20 protein-coding genes are annotated in these 15,174 nt (G+C 63.2%); 13 read left to right on the forward strand and 7 right to left on the reverse strand.

Annotated elements, in window-relative coordinates:
- Positions 1–96 precede the first annotated feature (96 nt).
- The 8 genes from FJ960_RS00865 (at position 97) to recJ (ending at position 7,202) form a co-directional block, all read left to right on the forward strand.
- On the forward strand, positions 97–489 hold the full coding sequence (locus tag FJ960_RS00865) for a hypothetical protein (protein ID WP_140508781.1): 393 nt from the start codon (positions 97–99) through the stop codon (positions 487–489).
- Positions 490–533: 44 nt separating this feature from the next.
- Positions 534–1,751, forward strand: a complete 1,218-nt coding sequence (locus tag FJ960_RS00870) for an LL-diaminopimelate aminotransferase (protein WP_140711465.1) — start codon at positions 534–536, stop codon at positions 1,749–1,751.
- A 37-nt stretch (positions 1,752–1,788) separates the two neighbouring features.
- Positions 1,789–3,102, forward strand: a complete 1,314-nt coding sequence (locus FJ960_RS00875) for a homoserine dehydrogenase (RefSeq protein WP_140711466.1) — start codon at positions 1,789–1,791, stop codon at positions 3,100–3,102.
- Positions 3,103–3,228: 126 nt separating this feature from the next.
- Positions 3,229–3,588: a hypothetical protein gene (locus FJ960_RS00880; protein ID WP_140508787.1), complete on the forward strand. Its 360-nt coding sequence runs from the start codon at positions 3,229–3,231 to the stop codon at positions 3,586–3,588.
- Between the two features lie 75 nt (positions 3,589–3,663).
- Positions 3,664–3,831 carry a Thivi_2564 family membrane protein gene (locus tag FJ960_RS00885; protein WP_084637105.1) on the forward strand — a complete coding sequence of 56 codons (168 nt, stop codon included), beginning with the start codon at positions 3,664–3,666 and terminating at the stop codon, positions 3,829–3,831.
- A gap of 201 nt (positions 3,832–4,032) precedes the next feature.
- Positions 4,033–5,016 carry a class II fructose-bisphosphatase gene (glpX, locus tag FJ960_RS00895; RefSeq protein WP_140711468.1) on the forward strand — a complete coding sequence of 328 codons (984 nt, stop codon included), beginning with the start codon at positions 4,033–4,035 and terminating at the stop codon, positions 5,014–5,016.
- Between the two features lie 72 nt (positions 5,017–5,088).
- Positions 5,089–5,313, forward strand: a complete 225-nt coding sequence (locus tag FJ960_RS00900) for a DUF6434 domain-containing protein (protein WP_140711469.1) — start codon at positions 5,089–5,091, stop codon at positions 5,311–5,313.
- Positions 5,314–5,420: 107 nt separating this feature from the next.
- Complete coding sequence (recJ, locus tag FJ960_RS00905) at positions 5,421–7,202, forward strand: single-stranded-DNA-specific exonuclease RecJ (RefSeq protein WP_140711857.1); 1,782 nt, start codon at positions 5,421–5,423, stop codon at positions 7,200–7,202.
- Positions 7,203–7,225: 23 nt separating this feature from the next.
- Here the strand turns inward: recJ and FJ960_RS00910 are convergent, their stop codons facing one another.
- From FJ960_RS00910 to folE, 4 genes are all read right to left on the reverse strand, one after another.
- Positions 7,226–7,783: a dihydrofolate reductase family protein gene (locus FJ960_RS00910; RefSeq protein ID WP_140711470.1), complete on the reverse strand. Its 558-nt coding sequence runs from the start codon at positions 7,781–7,783 to the stop codon at positions 7,226–7,228.
- Positions 7,784–7,874: 91 nt separating this feature from the next.
- Positions 7,875–8,846, reverse strand: coding sequence for a patatin family protein (locus tag FJ960_RS00915; RefSeq protein ID WP_140711471.1), 972 nt, complete (start codon positions 8,844–8,846; stop codon positions 7,875–7,877).
- Between the two features lie 83 nt (positions 8,847–8,929).
- Positions 8,930–9,391 carry a phosphoribosyl-AMP cyclohydrolase gene (gene hisI, locus FJ960_RS00920; RefSeq protein WP_140711472.1) on the reverse strand — a complete coding sequence of 154 codons (462 nt, stop codon included), beginning with the start codon at positions 9,389–9,391 and terminating at the stop codon, positions 8,930–8,932.
- A gap of 42 nt (positions 9,392–9,433) precedes the next feature.
- Complete coding sequence (gene folE / locus FJ960_RS00925) at positions 9,434–10,069, reverse strand: GTP cyclohydrolase I FolE (protein WP_140508795.1); 636 nt, start codon at positions 10,067–10,069, stop codon at positions 9,434–9,436.
- Between the two features lie 240 nt (positions 10,070–10,309).
- On the opposite strand from folE, the gene FJ960_RS00930 reads away from it, so the two are divergent.
- Both FJ960_RS00930 and FJ960_RS29375 read left to right on the forward strand, forming a co-directional pair.
- Positions 10,310–10,756 carry an iron-sulfur cluster assembly scaffold protein gene (locus FJ960_RS00930; RefSeq protein ID WP_015317578.1) on the forward strand — a complete coding sequence of 149 codons (447 nt, stop codon included), beginning with the start codon at positions 10,310–10,312 and terminating at the stop codon, positions 10,754–10,756.
- A 42-nt stretch (positions 10,757–10,798) separates the two neighbouring features.
- Entirely contained in the window at positions 10,799–10,957 is a 159-nt protein-coding gene (locus FJ960_RS29375; protein ID WP_181174122.1) for a hypothetical protein, read from the forward strand.
- A 50-nt stretch (positions 10,958–11,007) separates the two neighbouring features.
- Here FJ960_RS29375 and panC read toward each other — a convergent pair whose 3' ends face one another.
- The gene (gene panC, locus FJ960_RS00935; RefSeq protein ID WP_140711473.1) at positions 11,008–11,859 is read right to left on the reverse strand and encodes a pantoate--beta-alanine ligase; all 852 of its coding nucleotides are present in this window, start codon (positions 11,857–11,859) and stop codon (positions 11,008–11,010) included.
- Positions 11,856–12,698, reverse strand: a complete 843-nt coding sequence (panB, locus tag FJ960_RS00940; RefSeq protein ID WP_140711474.1) for a 3-methyl-2-oxobutanoate hydroxymethyltransferase — start codon at positions 12,696–12,698, stop codon at positions 11,856–11,858. Before panB ends, panC begins: the two co-directional genes overlap by 4 nt.
- Positions 12,699–12,924: 226 nt before the next feature.
- On the opposite strand from panB, the gene FJ960_RS00945 reads away from it, so the two are divergent.
- The 3 genes from FJ960_RS00945 (at position 12,925) to FJ960_RS00955 (ending at position 14,526) form a co-directional block, all read left to right on the forward strand.
- Complete coding sequence (locus FJ960_RS00945; protein ID WP_140711475.1) at positions 12,925–13,323, forward strand: NADH:ubiquinone oxidoreductase subunit NDUFA12; 399 nt, start codon at positions 12,925–12,927, stop codon at positions 13,321–13,323.
- Between the two features lie 138 nt (positions 13,324–13,461).
- Positions 13,462–14,079, forward strand: a complete 618-nt coding sequence (locus FJ960_RS00950) for a DUF2155 domain-containing protein (RefSeq protein ID WP_140508802.1) — start codon at positions 13,462–13,464, stop codon at positions 14,077–14,079.
- Positions 14,080–14,142: 63 nt separating this feature from the next.
- Positions 14,143–14,526, forward strand: coding sequence for a hypothetical protein (locus tag FJ960_RS00955; protein ID WP_140711859.1), 384 nt, complete (start codon positions 14,143–14,145; stop codon positions 14,524–14,526).
- A 10-nt stretch (positions 14,527–14,536) separates the two neighbouring features.
- Here FJ960_RS00955 and aat read toward each other — a convergent pair whose 3' ends face one another.
- On the reverse strand, positions 14,537–15,154 hold the full coding sequence (gene aat / locus FJ960_RS00960) for a leucyl/phenylalanyl-tRNA--protein transferase (protein WP_140508804.1): 618 nt from the start codon (positions 15,152–15,154) through the stop codon (positions 14,537–14,539).
- Positions 15,155–15,174: the final 20 nt, after the last annotated feature.

Raw genomic sequence — 15,174 nt, forward strand, 5'->3', positions numbered from 1 at the left:
TTCGCGGGGTTCCTCCGGAAGCGTTTTCTTGACATATTAACATGGGACATCCGACAGGGTCCAATCTCGCTCTACCCCGGCTGCCAAGGAAACAATATGACGATTAAGTTTGGCGAGACTGTTTTTTTCGGTGCCGGCCACTTTTGCCGCATCGGCGCGACAATCATGCTCCTGGGCGTTGCCGGATGCTCGAGCACAAATACCGGCGGTCCGGTGCCGATGGCCACCGACGCGGGTCCGAAGGACACCGGTACCTTTCCGAACCTGAACATCCCGCCGCAAGTGGCGGCGAAACAATTCACCGAGACCGAGAAGAACGCCAAGCTCGCCCAACTGAAGGCCGACGAGAACGGGCAAGGCGCCAAGAGCGGCGGCGCGGCCGTCACCAACCAGGCGGCGCTGACCGATCTCGCCAAGAAACATGGCCCGCAGACGCTGAAGCAGATCGAAGGCAAATGCGACCCCGCCCTCGACCCTACCTGCAAATGAGTATATAGCGCGCGCCCAACGCTCCCTTGCTGTCTGGAACTGCCATGGAAGAATTTCACAAGGTCCGCCGGCTTCCGCCTTACGTGTTCGAGCAGGTCAACCGGCTCAAGGCCAGCGCCCGTTCGCGCGGTGCCGATATCGTCGACCTCGGCATGGGCAATCCGGACCTGCCGACGCCCAAGGCCATCGTCGACAAATTGTGCGAGGTGGTGCGCGATCCGCGGACGCACCGCTATTCCTCATCGCGCGGCATTCCCGGCCTGCGCCGCGCCCAGGCAAACTACTATGCCCGCCGCTTCGGCGTGAAGCTCAACCCCGACACCCAGGTGGTCGCCACGCTTGGCTCGAAGGAAGGTTTCGCCAACATGGCGCAGGCGATCACCGCGCCGGGCGACGTGATCCTGTGCCCCAACCCGACCTATCCGATCCACGCTTTCGGCTTCATCATGTCGGGCGGCGTCATCCGCTCGCTGCAGGTCGAGCCAGATGATGGCTTCATTCCCGCGCTCGAGCGCGGCGTCCGCCATTCGATCCCGAAGCCGCTGGCGCTGATCCTCAACTACCCGTCGAACCCGACGGCGCTGGTCGCCTCGCTCGATTTCTACAAGGACGTGGTGGCCTTCGCCAAGAAGAACGACATCATCATCCTGTCCGACCTTGCCTATTCCGAAATCTACTTCGACGGCAATCCGCCACCCTCGGTACTGCAGGTGCCGGGCGCCATCGATGTCTGCGTCGAGTTCACCTCGATGTCGAAAACCTTTTCCATGCCCGGCTGGCGCATGGGCTTCGCCGTGGGCAATGAACGGCTGATCTCGGCGCTGACCCGGGTCAAATCTTATCTCGATTACGGTGCCTTCACGCCGATCCAGGTGGCGGCCGCGCACGCGCTCAATGGCGACGGCGCCGACGTCGCCGAAGTGCGTGACATCTATCACAAGCGCCGCGACGTGATGGTCGATGCGTTCGGCCGCGCCGGATGGACCATTCCGGCACCGGCGGCCTCGATGTTCGCCTGGGCGCCGATCCCGGAGCCGTTCCGGCATCTGGGATCCCTCGAATTCTCCAAGCTGCTCATCGAGCATGCCGACGTTGCGGTGGCGCCCGGTGTCGGCTTCGGCGAGCATGGCGACGATTTCGTGCGCGTGGCGCTGGTCGAGAACGAGCACCGGATCCGCCAGGCGGCGCGCAACATCAAGCGCTTCCTGTCTGCCAGCGCCAAGCAGCCCAACAATGTGGTGCCGCTTTCCGCCCACCGGTAAATACAAATTCGATCTGATTTGAGGGGCGCCGCCTTCCATGGCTGAAGCACTGCGTGTTGGAATTGCCGGACTTGGCACGGTCGGTGCATCGGTGGCGCGCGTGTTGCGCGACAAGGCGGCGGAGTTGACCCGCCAATGCGGGCGCGACATCATCGTGTCGGCGGTTTCGGCACGCGACCGGAAACGCGACCGTGGCACCGATCTGAGCTCCGCGAACTGGTTCGACGATCCGGTGAAGATGGCACAGACCGCTGAGATCGACGTTTTCGTCGAGCTGATCGGCGGCGATGAGGGGCCGGCGCGTGCCTCTGTGAAGGCGGCGCTCGAAGCCGGCTGCCATGTCGTCACCGCCAATAAGGCGCTGCTTGCCAAGCATGGCGTGGCGCTTGCCGAAATCGCCGAGAAGAAGGGCGTGCTGCTCAACTACGAGGCCGCGGTGGCAGGTGGCATTCCCGTCATCAAGACGATGCGCGAAGCGATGGCCGGCAACTCGGTCAGCCGTGTGTTCGGCATTCTCAACGGCACCTGCAACTATATCCTGACGCGCATGGAGGCCGAGGGCGTTTCCTTCGACGTCGTGCTGAAGGACGCGCAACGGCTGGGTTATGCCGAAGCCGATCCGACCTTCGACATCGAGGGCCATGACACCGCGCACAAGCTGTCGATCCTGACCAGCCTTGCTTTCGGCACCAGGATTGCCGCCAACGACATCTACATGGAAGGCATTTCCAACATCACCCAGGCCGACATCCGTGCGGCAGGCGATCTTGGCTACCGGATCAAGCTGCTCGGCGTCGCCCAGCGTACCGAAAGCGGCATCGAGCAGCGCGTGCATCCGACCATGGTGCCGACGGCTTCCGTCATCGCGCAGGTGCATGGCGTCACCAATGCGGTGGCGATCGAGACCGACATTTTGGGCGAATTGCTGCTCTCCGGTCCCGGCGCCGGCGGCAACGCCACCGCCTCGGCGGTCATCGGCGACGTCGCCGACATCGCCAAGAGCCGGCCAGGCTTTCAGCATGGTCCTGTCTTCGGCCTGCCGGCGAAGGAGCTGAAACCGTATAAGAAGGCGCAGATGCGCAGCCACGCCGGCGGCTACTTCATCCGGCTGACCGTGCATGACCGCATCGGCGTGTTCGCAGCAATCGCCAAGCGCATGGCCGACAATGATATTTCGCTGGAATCGATCGTCCAGCACGCGGTCAGCGGTGAGGCGGCGGCGCAGAAGACGGTGATCCTCGTCACCCACGAGACCACCGAGGCCGCCGTGCGCAAGGCCGTCGACGGCATCACCAAAGACGGCCATCTGACCGACAAGCCGCAGGTCATCCGCATCGAGCGAGCAGGGTAGCAGCGGCCTCGTCGTCGCGGGCATAACCACCGGCGGCGCATTTCCGTTCTGTGAGGATCCCACTGCCGCCCGGAACGAATTGGCGTCGGCACCGTTCTCTTGGTCAGCAACCAAGGGAGCCGCTTCATGGCTGATACCAACAAATCCGGCCCTCCTGACATCGAGGACATCCAGAAGACGCTGGAAAAGCAGATCGCCGACCTGCGCAAGGAGATCACCAAGATCAACAAGAGCATTTCGGCGCGCAGCGCGGAAATGCTCGATGACGCCAGCGAACAGGCATCGGATTTCTACGATACAGCCGCTTCCCGCGCCTCGCGGACAGCGCAGCAGTTGCGCAGCCAGGCTCAGTCCGTTTCAGAAGCCGCGCGCGAAAATCCGGGCACGACGACCGCAGTGGTTGGGGTGATCGGCTTACTTGGCTTCTTGGCCGGCCTCGCGATCGGCCAGTCGATGAACGACACGCCGCGCCGCTGGTACCATTAGCCGCAAGGGCGGCCAGCTTGGCCGGCCGCACCATCTCGCTACGTTTTTCAACACGGCCGTCTCGGGGAGGGTATCATGGCGTCGTCCATGCTGATCGGCATTCTCATTACATTCCTGGTCATTATCCTGGTTCTGTATCTCGTCCAGCGACTGCCGCTCGACGCCAGAATGAGACAGATCGTGCAGATCATCGTCATCATCATCGGCATTGTTTCGCTGCTCAAATACCTCGCGGTTTTCTAGCCTGCGAGGAACGGGAATTTCCCGTTCGTATTGGCCCGGGTCGTCTCGAACCGGGTAGGCATTGTTTCAGGAATGCGGTTCAATCGATTGATATTGCTGTCCTTTCGATAAAGCTGCCGGTAGGTCTTGCCGTTGTCATGCTCGTTTGACAAAACAGGCGCGCCTCCGGCGGGAGGCGGCATCAAACGAGGATTTGCCGAAATGAATGTGGCCCAGAACATCGTCGCCGGCCTTGACCGGATACTCACCATGGAACTGGTGCGCGTCACCGAACGGGCCGCCGTCGCGGCCGCCCGGCTGCGCGGCCGCGGCGACGAAAAAGCTGCCGACCAGGTCGCCGTCGACGCCATGCGCGAGGAACTCAACCGCCTCGCCATCAAGGGCACGGTGGTGATCGGCGAGGGCGAGCGAGACGAGGCGCCGATGCTCTATATCGGCGAGGAGGTCGGGACCGGCAAAGGCCCGGCGGTCGATATCGCGCTCGATCCGCTCGAAGGCACGACAATCTGCGCCAAGAACCTGCCGAACGCGCTTGCCGTGATCGCGATCGCCGAGAAGGGCAGCCTGCTGTTCGCGCCCGACGTCTACATGGACAAGATCGCGGTCGGTCCGGGTTACGCCGAAGGCGTCATCGACATCGATGCCACGCCGGCCGAGAACATCGCCAGCCTCGCCCGGGCGAAGGGCGTCGCTGTGTCCGATATCACGGCCTGCATCCTCGACCGGCCGCGCCACGCCAAGCTGATCGACGCCGTGCGTGCCACCGGCGCCGCGATCCGGCTGATCGGCGACGGCGACGTCGCCGGCGTCATCCACACCACCGACCCGGAAGAAACCGGAATCGACATCTATCTCGGCACCGGAGGCGCACCGGAAGGCGTTCTGGCCGCGGCCGCCCTGCGCTGCACCGGCGGCCAGATGCTGGGCCGGCTGATCCTCGATACGCCCGAGAAGGTCGCCCGCGCGGCCAATATGGGGATTGCCGATCCGAAGCGGGTTTATCGGGCCGAGGACATGGCGCGCGGCGATGTGCTGTTCGCGGCCACCGGCGTCACCGACGGCAACATGCTGGCCGGCGTCAAGTTCGGCCGAACCTACATCACCACGCATACGATCGTGCTGCGCTCCTCGTCGCGTACCGTGCGGGAGATCAAGGCCCGGCACCAGGATCTGGATAAGTTCTAGACCTGCTTGCGAAGCCGGGCCGCAGTTGTTAGCCATTGGCTGCATCTGAAGCTGGCCGCGCAAGGACTAACGATGACGGTGTTCGACTGGCACGCGGATCCGATTTCGCGTGCCACTCCTGTGACGAAATCCTACCGCAACACCCAGAACGCGCGCCGCTTTCTTACCCGCGAATGCGGCGACAGGTTCAGGTTCGATCGACCCTTCATGGCATGGCTCAAGGACGGTCGGGAAAAGACGATGGGAGATGCAGCCGACGAGTGGGTCCGGCGCCAGGCTGAAAAGCGGAAAGCGTAGTTTTTCTTGAATTCTTCTGCGACGCCTGCATGTCGTTATCCCAAAACCGCTGCACACTTTTGGGCGACATGCATTATCCTGCCGCCAACCATGAGTTGGCAAAGCGCATGATGGGCGACAGGCGCCTCTTCCTCGATGTCAGGCAGTCGGCGACCGGTCTCTCCTGGGAGCACCGGCTGACCGAACGGCAGGACATGATCGCGCTTGCCATCGCGCAGGGTCATGGCGTGCCCGACATCGTCGCGCGCGTTCTTGCCGGACGCGGCGTTGCCGTCGATGAGACCGAACGGTTTCTCGACCCGACGATCCGTGACCTGTTGCCGAATCCGGCCTCGCTGACCGACATGGACAAGGCTGCTATCCGCATCGCCGCCGCCGTCATTGCCCGGGAGAAAATAGCGATCTTCGGCGATTACGACGTCGATGGCGCGGCCTCCTCGGCCTTGCTGAAGCGGTTTCTCATGCATTTCTCGGTGCCGTCGGAAATCTATATCCCTGATCGTATTTTCGAGGGCTACGGTCCCAATCCCGACGCCATGCGCGAACTGGTCTCGCGCGGCGCGACGCTGATCGTCACCGTCGATTGCGGCACCAACAGCGCCGCCTCCGTCGAGGCCGCCAAGGAGGCGGGCGCCGATGTGGTGGTGCTGGACCACCACCAGGTTGGCGGTGCGCTGCCGGCGGCGCATGCCGTCGTCAATCCAAACCGCGACGACGACCTTTCCGGACAGGGTCATCTCTGTGCCGCCGGCGTGGTCTTTCTCGCTCTGGTGCAAACCGCGAAGGTGCTGCGCGCGATGACCGACGCCACGCCGCCGGATCTGCTTTCGCTGCTCGATCTCGTCGCGCTTGCCACCGTCTGCGACGTGGTGCCGCTCACGGGCGTCAATCGCGCCTTCGTCGTCAAGGGCCTGCAAGTGGCGCGGCAGCAGAAGAATGAGGGGATGGCTGCCCTTGCGCGGGTGTCACGCATCGGCGAGCCGATCAGCACCTTCCATCTCGCCTATCTGATCGGCCCGCGCATCAATGCGGGCGGGCGCATCGGCGATGCGGCGCTCGGCAGCCGGCTGCTTGCAACGGACGATCCGGTCGAGGCGCAGAGCATCGCCGAGACGCTCGACCGGCTGAACCAGGAACGGCAGCTGATGGAGCAGGAGATGCTCGCCGCCGCGCGCGCCGAGGCCGATGCCGAGCTCGCGGGTGGCAGCGGCCCGGCAATCGTCGTCACCGCCAGCAACAACTGGCACCCCGGCATTGTCGGCCTGCTTGCCTCACGACTGAAGGATCACGCTCGGCGGCCGGCCTTCGCCATCGCCTTCAACGCCAGCGGCACCGGCACCGGCTCGGGCCGGTCGGTGTCGGGTTTCGACCTTGGCCGGCTGGTGCGCGAAGCCGCCAATGCCGGGCTCATCGTCAAGGGCGGCGGCCATGGTATGGCTGCTGGCATCACAGTCGAGCGCGCAAGGCTGGGCGAGCTCAGGGCCTTCTTCGAGGAGCGGGCGGCGGCCGACGTCTTCCGGTTGCAGGATGAGGAAACCCTGGCCATCGATGGCGCGCTTGCCGCGGAAGGCGCGACGCTAGGCCTGCTCGACGCCCTGGAGAAGGCGGGCCCTTTCGGCGCCGGGCATATCGCGCCGGTTTTCGCTTTGCCGCGCCATCGGCTCGTCGATATCAGGCCGGTCGGCACCAATCATATTCGCGCCGACTTACAGTCGGAGAGCGGCGGCCGCATCCAGGCGATCGCCTTTCGCGCCGTCGACACGGTGCTTGGCGAATTCCTGTTCAAGAACCGGGGCAAGACGATGCATGTCGCCGGCTCGCTGTCGGGCAATCACTGGAACGGCAACCGTACGGTGCAAATTCGCATTATCGATGCCGCACGGGCGTAGGCGCGCGGCGGAAACCGGGCAATTCAGCCGGCCGGCGCATAACGCAGCAACGTCACGCCCTGGGTAAGACTTTCCGTACCGAGCGGTTTCAGCGCCAGCGACAGGCCGGATTGGAAATAAGGCTTGCCGCCACCCAGCACCACAGGATGCATATAGAGCCGGTATTCGTCGATGAGACCGGCTCGCATCAGAGAGGCCGCAAGGTCGGCACCGCCGAGGATGACGAGGCCATCGGCATGCGCCTTGAGGGTTCGTACCGTGTTCTCGGCATCGTCATCCACCAAGCGGGCATTGAACCCGACTTGCCGAAGCGTGGTCGAGAAAACGATCTTCGGCGTTTCGCGCCATGCCTGGGCAAAATCCCGCTCGACCTCGTCGGTACCGGTCTCGCGCTCAGGACTGTCCCAGAAGCGCATCGTTTCGTACATGCGCCGTCCCGCGAGTACGGCGGAGGCCTGTCTCATCATGTCGTTGAAATGCTGGTGCAGCTCCGCTTCGGCCACCGGCAAGCCGATGTCCTCGTCCGATCGGGCGATATAGCCGTCCAACGACGTCAGCATGGAATAGACAATCCTGGCCATCGGCATCTCCGCTTCGATCGGCCCAGATCACCATAACTAATTGCATTTGCAATCAGTTTATGCCGAAGCGAATAGAGCTTGATGAGATGATCTAGGCGAGAACCGTCTGCAGCCGCGTCAGTTCGCTGATCTGCGCCATCGTGGCTTGATAGCCGATCTGGATCGCCTCGTCGGCCCGGTGGAACTCGGTGAGGCCGATATGGCTGAGCTTGGGCTGCAGGGACATGTCGGGCGGATCGCCGGCAAGCCTCGCCCGTGAAATGCGGTCCTGGATGATGTTGAAGGCTTCCACCATCACGCCGGTGATGCCCAGACGCGTCTGGTGCGATTGGTGCTGGGAGTTGACCTGGCCGGGCCTTGGCGCATCCTTTTCGATAACCAGCTCGCCGGCACTGTGTTTGATCACGGCGGCGCGGCCGAACAGGTCGTAGTGGAGGTTGACCGCCACGACGAGCGGCTGCTCGTAGGCGCGGCAGACCGAAACGGGCACCGGATTGACCAGCGCTCCGTCGACCAGCACGCGGCCGTTGCAATCGACCGGCTCGAACACGCCCGGCAGCGCGTAGGATGCGCGCATGGCCGTGATCAGCGAGCCGCTCGACAGCCAGATCTCGTGGCCGGTGCGGATTTCCGACGCGACGCAGACAAATGGCTTGGGCAGATCGTCGAAGCGGATACCAGCCACGTGCTCGCGCAGGCGCGCGTCCAGCTTCATGCCGCCGAAGAGGCCGCTGCCGCGCAGGTTGAGATCGAGCAGGCCGAAGATGCGCCGCCTTGTGAGGCTCCGGGCGAACTCTTCCAGCTCATTCAGTTTGCCGGCGAGATAACAGCCGCCGACCAGGGCACCGATCGAGGTGCCGGCGATCATGGAAACTTCGATGCCGGCTTCATCGAGCGCCCGCAGCACGCCGATATGAGCCCAGCCTCTGGCGCAACCGCCGCCGAGCGCGAGCGAAATGCCGGTTTTCTTTGGAGATTTTGTCGCGGATGCGCCGCCGGCCGAGGACAGGCCGTTGGCCTCCCTGACATCTGGTCTGTTAGGCAATGACGCCCATTCGAGCATCATGATCTCCCTTGTCCCAGGCTACTATACGGATGGGCCGTATCGAAATGATGAATCTATGTGATCGGTGTTAGGCAGAAGGTTCAAGCTGATGGCTTTCGATAGGTGTTTTCCGCATCGAACAGCGGCTTGCTGCCGTCGTCGGCAAGCGTCCCCTTGCCGTCGATCAGCCCCACCGTCCGATAAAAGCATGAACGCCGGCCAGTGTGACAAGTTGCGTCGTGGCCCAACACTTTGACGCGCAACCATATGGCGTCCTGGTCACAATCCGTGAGCATCTCGACGACATGCTGGAAATTGCCCGAGGTTTCGCCCTTCTTCCAGAGTGCGTTGCGCGAGCGCGACCAGTAATGGGCAATGCCGGTCTCCAGCGTCAGCGCCAGCGCCTGCGCATTCATATGCGCGACCATCAGCAGCATGCCGTCGGCGGCATCGGTTACGACGACGGTGACAAGACCAGCGGCATCGAAGCGCGGCGAGAACACCGTGCCTTTTTCCAGGATCTTCTTGTCCGAGGGAGCTTTCGGAAATTCCAGTGCCGACATTGCTGGTCCATTTTCCTGTTGACCGTGACGTCGGCAAGGGGCTTACGCCCTGCCGCCGCGCACCATGGTGACAAAACGAACCTGCTCTTCGGGCGTATCCTTGAAAACGCCGGTGAAGGTGGAGGTCAGCGTGGTTGAGCCCTGCTTGCGGATGCCGCGCATGGCCATGCACATGTGCTCGGCCTCGATCATGACAGCGACGCCGCGCGGGTTGAGCACGTCCTGGATGACCCCGGCAATCTGCGCGGTCAGGGCTTCCTGGGTCTGCAGGCGATGGGCGAAGATATCAACGACGCGCGCGATCTTGGACAGGCCGACGACCTTGCCGTCGGGCAGATAGCCGACATGCGCCTTGCCGATGATCGGCACCATGTGGTGCTCGCAATGCGAATGGAACTGGATGTCCTTGACGATCACGAGATCGTCGTAGCCGGCGACCTCCTCGAAAGTACGGCCAAGCTCCTCGGCTGGGCACATATCGTAGCCGCCGAACATTTCACGGAACGCCTTGGCCACCCGCTTGGGGGTATCGATCAAACCCTCGCGATCCGGGTTGTCGCCGGTCCAGCGCAGCAATGTGCGCACGGCGGCCTCGACTTCGACCTCGCTCGGGCGGTCGGTGACCGGCTTTTCCATATACGCCGACTGGGGCATGAGTTTCTTGATGACGGCATCCATAAAAGGCGTCTCCCGTAGTCCCTCTCTCAGGAGGAACGAGTTGAACGGACCACGACCTTTCGGTGTCGGAAACTCGCCCCGTTTCCAGCCCCGTAAGCGGCGTGAACTTCCCGGCAAGGACAGTGGCTCTCGCCGCCTTGTCGATACCGGACTGCCAGCATTATATATGGTCGTGCCGGGCGAATGAAAGACGCAACAACGGCAATCGCTGTTTGCTTGGCGGCGATGGATTGGAAAATAATGATCAACGACGTCTACAACGCGAAAATTCTCGGTTTTGCCGGAAACATCGCCCGCATCGGCCGGCTCGATCATCCCGACGCGACCGCGAAGGCGCATTCCAAGCTGTGCGGGTCGACCGTTACCGTCGACCTCAAGATGGAGGACGGCGTGGTAACCGATTTTGCCCATGACGTGAAAGCCTGCGCGCTCGGACAGGCATCGTCCTCGATCATGGCGCAACATGTCGTCGGCGCCAGTGCCGAGGAATTGCGCGCGGTGCGCGAGACCATGCTGAAGATGCTGAAGGAGAACGGCGCGCCACCCGAAGGACGCTTCGCCGACCTCGGCTATTTGGAGCCGGTGCGCGACTACAAGGCGCGCCATGCGTCAACCATGCTGACCTTCGATGCCGTGGTCGACGCCATCGGCCAGATCGAAAAGAAGCGCGCCGACGAAGCGGCCTGAGCGTGGGCTTTGACCTTACGGTTATTGCATAAGTGATCGGCCGTGCCCTGGCGGGACCCGCCCGCCGTCGCCGCCCACTATGATTTGGGGCGCGACATCGTCGTCACATTCAACCCGGCAGACGATCCGGCGGCGGGACATCTGCCTCTGGACGTCAATGACCTCGATAAACTTCTCGAAAAATACAAGAAGGCAACGTAGCCGGATCCTGCCAGGCAGCGGCTCAGGCCGGAGCTTTCAGCGCGCGCCGATCAGGCGGTGGGAACTTCCACGTTGTCGATCAGCCTGGTTTTTCCCAGCCAGGCGGCAGCGAGAACGCGGCCCGCTCGGTCGTGCCGCCATGGCGTAAGTGTCAGGCTTTCGCGGGCCTTGACGTAATCGACCTTCTGGAAGCCGGCCGCCATCAGGGCGCGGCTTGCGTCTGCGATCGTTTCCTCTTGACCTGCGCCCGCCGCCAGCGCCGCCGCCGCCTTGCGCAGGATAAGGTTGAGCTGGCGCGCGATCCGGAGTTCGGCTTCATCGAGATAGGCGTTGCGCGACGACATGGCGAGGCCATGCGCATCGCGTATGGTCGGCGCGCCGATGACTTCGACAGGCAGGTCGAGGTCGCGGCAAAGCTGCCTGACGACGCAAAGCTGCTGATAATCCTTTTCGCCAAAGATGGCGACGTCGGGTGCAGCCTGCAGGAGAAGCTTGGCCACCACGGTGGCGACGCCGTCGAAAAAGGTGGGGCGAAAGTCCGTTTCGAGCCCGGCTGACGGGCCGCCGACCGAGATTCTCGTGGCAAAACCGGCGGGATACATCTCGCTGACATCAGGCGTGAAGGCAAGATCTGCCTTGGCCGTCGCCAGCATGTCGAGGTCGCGGGCCAACTGGCGCGGGTACTTGTCGAGATCCTCGCTCGGCGCGAACTGCGTCGGATTGACGAAGATCGACACCACGCAGCGATCCGCTCTTTCGAGCGCGATCTTGATCAGCGAAAGATGCCCGTCATGCAATGCCCCCATGGTCGGCACCAAGGCGATGCGCAGCCCATCGCGCCGCCAGTCGCTAATTCGCGCGCGAAGCGCGGCAACGCTGTCGACGACGTCGGGCCGGCTCATGATTCATCCCCGCCATTTGTTCTCGAGAAGACGTGGGTGGGGCCGGGGAAATCGCGGTCCCGCACCTCCGATGCGTAGCGCTCGGCGGCATGCTGGATCACACTGCGCAGGTCGGCATATTGCTTGACGAATTTAGGCACGCGATCGACTGTTAGCCCGACCATGTCGTCGATGACCAGGATCTGGCCGTCGCACTCGCCGCTGGCGCCGATGCCAATCGTTGGAATGGCGATGCGGCGGGTGATGTCCGCGGCGACCGTCTCTACCGTTCCTTCGATGACCAGGGAAAACGCACCGGCTTTCTCGACCGCGCTCGCGTCGGCGATCAGGGCGGCCACATTCTCGTCCGTGCGACCCTTGATCTTGTAGCCGCCGTCCTTTTCCACCGATTGCGGCTGGAGGCCGATATGGCCCATGACCGGGATATCGGCGGCCACGATCGCCGCGATCTGAGCGGCCATGCCGACGCCTCCCTCGAGTTTCACTGCCTGGCAGCCGCACTCGCCGACGATGCGCCGCGCCGAGGCCACGGCCTGCGCGGCTGAATCCTCATAAGTACCGGCCGGCATGTCGACGACGACGCAGGCCTTGGCCGAGCCCCGCATCACGGCTTGGCCGTGCGCGATCATCATCTCCAGCGAGGCGCCCAGCGTCGTCTCATGGCCATGCAGGACCATGGCGACGCTGTCGCCGACCAGGAGCAGGTCGACATAGGGATCGAGCAGGCGGGCGATCGGGTAGGTGTAGGCGGTGAGGCAGACGATCGGCGTGCCGCCCTTGCGGCGGCGAATCAGGTCGGCGCCGATGCGGATATCGGTGGTCGGCAATTGCGTGGCCAATCGTCGCCTCCTTCTGCCCCGGCCGGATAGGATTTCCGCATGGGCGCGCAGAGCTTTAGAAAGAGCGGCAAGGCTTGGCAAGCGCGCATCCGGCCACCCCTTGGGATCACAGGCTTGTGTCGGGCCCTGGCGCGCCATTTGCCGCTCCCCGTGGCAAAACCCTTGCCTTCCCGAAGGCCTGACGCCATAAGCAGGGAACGGGCGCCGCCAGCGCGAGGGTTCTGAAATGAAGACTTTCCTAACGCAGTTTTTCACCTGGTGGAACAGCCAGACGCTGGGAACGCGCCTGCACACCTGGCGGCACGGCAAGGAAGTCGGCCAGGACGAGGCCGGCAATGTCTATTACGAAGGCGGCATCGATTCGGAAGGCCGCACGCGTCGCTGGGTTATCTACCGCAACTATTCGGAAGCCTCGGCCATCCCGCCTGGCTGGCACGGCTGGATTCACCATCGGGTCGATGTCGCTCCCCCCAGCGATGACTACCGGCCGCGCGACTGGCAAAAGCCGCATTTACCAAATCTGACCGGCACGCCGGCAGCCTATCGTCCGAAGGGCTCGCTGCTGACCAATCAACATCGCCCGCAGGTCACCGGCGATTACGACGCATGGACGCCGGGGTCGTAACGGCGCGGGTTGTAACGGTAAGGTGCAGGCCGGTCCTTTATCGCCACAATTGGTGTTTAGCTGCTTGCTGATCAGAAAACGGCGACTAGCCTTGGCGATCGACGGAATCACCTGGGCGCGAACCACCGGTACCCCTGCATGAGCTTTTTCAACCTGATATCGACAGGCGGTCTGGCGCTAGCCGCCAGCCTCGCCGTCAGCACCGTCGCCTTTTCGGCTTCACCCGCACCTGCACCCGCCGCTCCGGCGCCGACGGCGCCCGCGGGATCGGATCGCATCACCAACCCGGTCGCCGAGTTCGCTGGCATCGACAAGATCACCGGCCGCATCATTACTTTCGATGTCTATATCGATGAGACTGTGCAGTTCGGCGCCCTGCAGGTTACGCCACGCGTCTGCTATTCCCGGCCGGAGAACGAAGAGCCGAAGACCGACTCCTTCGTCGAGGTGGACGAGATCACGCTCGACCGCAAGATCCGCCGCATCTTCACTGGCTGGATGTTCGCCGAAAGCCCGGGTCTCAATGCCGTCGAACATGCCGTCTATGACGTCTGGTTGAAGGCGTGCAAGCAGAAGTCGGATGTGCCGGCGCCCGACGCTGGCAAGAGTGGTGCGACCAAGGCCGACGGGGCGAAAACCGACGCTTCGAAGCCAGCCGCAACCCAGTCTGCCTCGGCCAAGCCAAAGCCCACGGTCAGTCCGGACGCGGCACAGCCCGACGACGCCGCGGAACCGGATACGACGGACACCAACTGATCTCTTGGAACCGCCATGGCTGGCGCGCGTTGGACAATCACCACGCGCGTGGAGGACACGCCAATGTCGGACAGCAAGCGGATCATGGCCAACAAGGCCGAGTTGCTGGAACTCGAAAAAGGGTTCTGGACGGGTGACGCTAGCTACTATGCTGCCAATGTTGATACCGAATGCCTGGTAGCGTTTCCGCAGATGGCACAGGCGATGGACAATGCCGATCTGGCCAAGACCGCAACCAAACCCAACCGCTGGCGCGACCTCGACATCGAGCTCAAGGGAATAATCGAACCCGGTAGCGATATTGTCATGCTGACTTACGAAGCGCGCGCGACGAGGGAGAATGGCGAGCCCTATGCAGCGCTGGTCAGCACCGGCTACGTCCATCGCGCCAACGGCTGGAAGATGATGTTCCATGCGCAGACGCCGCTGGCGGCCACCGCCAAATAGGCCTTGATTCCTACGGAAAAAAGACCGCTTCACCTTTCAGCGCGTCGGCCAGCATCTTTTCGTATTTGCCGCGCGGCACGTCGACGGCGCCGAAGCGCTTGAGGTGTTCGGTGGTGAACTGCGTATCGAGCAGCGCGAAGCCCCGAGCCTTCAGGCGCTCGACGAGATGCACCAGGCAGGTCTTCGACGCGTCCGTCTCCTTGGAAAACATGCTTTCGCCGAAAAACACCCGCCCCAGCGAGACTCCATAGAGCCCGCCGACCAGACGCCCCTCGCGCCAGGCCTCGACCGAATGGCAGTGCCCCATGCGGTGCAACTGCACGTAGGCCTCGCGGATCGGCGCATTGATCCAGGTCGAGCGGCGCTCTTCGCGCTTCTCGGCACAACCGTCGATCGTCGCCTCGAAATCGAAGTCGAAACGAATTTCGAATGCGTGCTTGCGGATCGTCTTCTTCAGGCTTCTGGGTATGTGAAAACCTGCGAGCGGGATGATGCCGCGCGTCTCCGGCCGCACCCAGAAGACCTCCGGATCACCAGCACTCTCGGCCATCGGAAAGACGCCCGAGGCGTATGCCTTGAGCAGAAGGTCGGTGGGAATGCGATAGCCTGGCGCGTAGGGTCGGGTCATCGCGTCATCATAGCGCTAAG

Origin of the sequence: Mesorhizobium sp. B2-3-11 (assembly GCF_006442215.1) — a bacterium.
Taxonomy (GTDB): Bacteria; Pseudomonadota; Alphaproteobacteria; order Rhizobiales; family Rhizobiaceae; genus Mesorhizobium; species Mesorhizobium salmacidum.

What these genes read in the sequence shown, in the direction of transcription:
- FJ960_RS00865 (WP_140508781.1), top strand. Translation starts at nt 97, where the DNA reads ATGACGATTAAGTTTGGCGAGACTGTTTTTTTCGGTGCCGGCCACTTT.
- FJ960_RS00870 (WP_140711465.1), top strand. Translation starts at nt 534, where the DNA reads ATGGAAGAATTTCACAAGGTCCGCCGGCTTCCGCCTTACGTGTTCGAG.
- FJ960_RS00875 (WP_140711466.1), top strand. Translation starts at nt 1,789, where the DNA reads ATGGCTGAAGCACTGCGTGTTGGAATTGCCGGACTTGGCACGGTCGGT.
- FJ960_RS00880 (WP_140508787.1), top strand. Translation starts at nt 3,229, where the DNA reads ATGGCTGATACCAACAAATCCGGCCCTCCTGACATCGAGGACATCCAG.
- FJ960_RS00885 (WP_084637105.1), top strand. Translation starts at nt 3,664, where the DNA reads ATGGCGTCGTCCATGCTGATCGGCATTCTCATTACATTCCTGGTCATT.
- glpX (WP_140711468.1), top strand. Translation starts at nt 4,033, where the DNA reads ATGAATGTGGCCCAGAACATCGTCGCCGGCCTTGACCGGATACTCACC.
- FJ960_RS00900 (WP_140711469.1), top strand. Translation starts at nt 5,089, where the DNA reads ATGACGGTGTTCGACTGGCACGCGGATCCGATTTCGCGTGCCACTCCT.
- recJ (WP_140711857.1), top strand. Translation starts at nt 5,421, where the DNA reads ATGATGGGCGACAGGCGCCTCTTCCTCGATGTCAGGCAGTCGGCGACC.
- FJ960_RS00910 (WP_140711470.1), bottom strand. Translation starts at nt 7,783, where the DNA reads ATGGCCAGGATTGTCTATTCCATGCTGACGTCGTTGGACGGCTATATC.
- FJ960_RS00915 (WP_140711471.1), bottom strand. Translation starts at nt 8,846, where the DNA reads ATGCTCGAATGGGCGTCATTGCCTAACAGACCAGATGTCAGGGAGGCC.
- hisI (WP_140711472.1), bottom strand. Translation starts at nt 9,391, where the DNA reads ATGTCGGCACTGGAATTTCCGAAAGCTCCCTCGGACAAGAAGATCCTG.
- folE (WP_140508795.1), bottom strand. Translation starts at nt 10,069, where the DNA reads ATGGATGCCGTCATCAAGAAACTCATGCCCCAGTCGGCGTATATGGAA.
- FJ960_RS00930 (WP_015317578.1), top strand. Translation starts at nt 10,310, where the DNA reads ATGATCAACGACGTCTACAACGCGAAAATTCTCGGTTTTGCCGGAAAC.
- panC (WP_140711473.1), bottom strand. Translation starts at nt 11,859, where the DNA reads ATGAGCCGGCCCGACGTCGTCGACAGCGTTGCCGCGCTTCGCGCGCGA.
- FJ960_RS00945 (WP_140711475.1), top strand. Translation starts at nt 12,925, where the DNA reads ATGAAGACTTTCCTAACGCAGTTTTTCACCTGGTGGAACAGCCAGACG.
- FJ960_RS00950 (WP_140508802.1), top strand. Translation starts at nt 13,462, where the DNA reads ATGAGCTTTTTCAACCTGATATCGACAGGCGGTCTGGCGCTAGCCGCC.
- FJ960_RS00955 (WP_140711859.1), top strand. Translation starts at nt 14,143, where the DNA reads ATGTCGGACAGCAAGCGGATCATGGCCAACAAGGCCGAGTTGCTGGAA.
- aat (WP_140508804.1), bottom strand. Translation starts at nt 15,154, where the DNA reads ATGACCCGACCCTACGCGCCAGGCTATCGCATTCCCACCGACCTTCTG.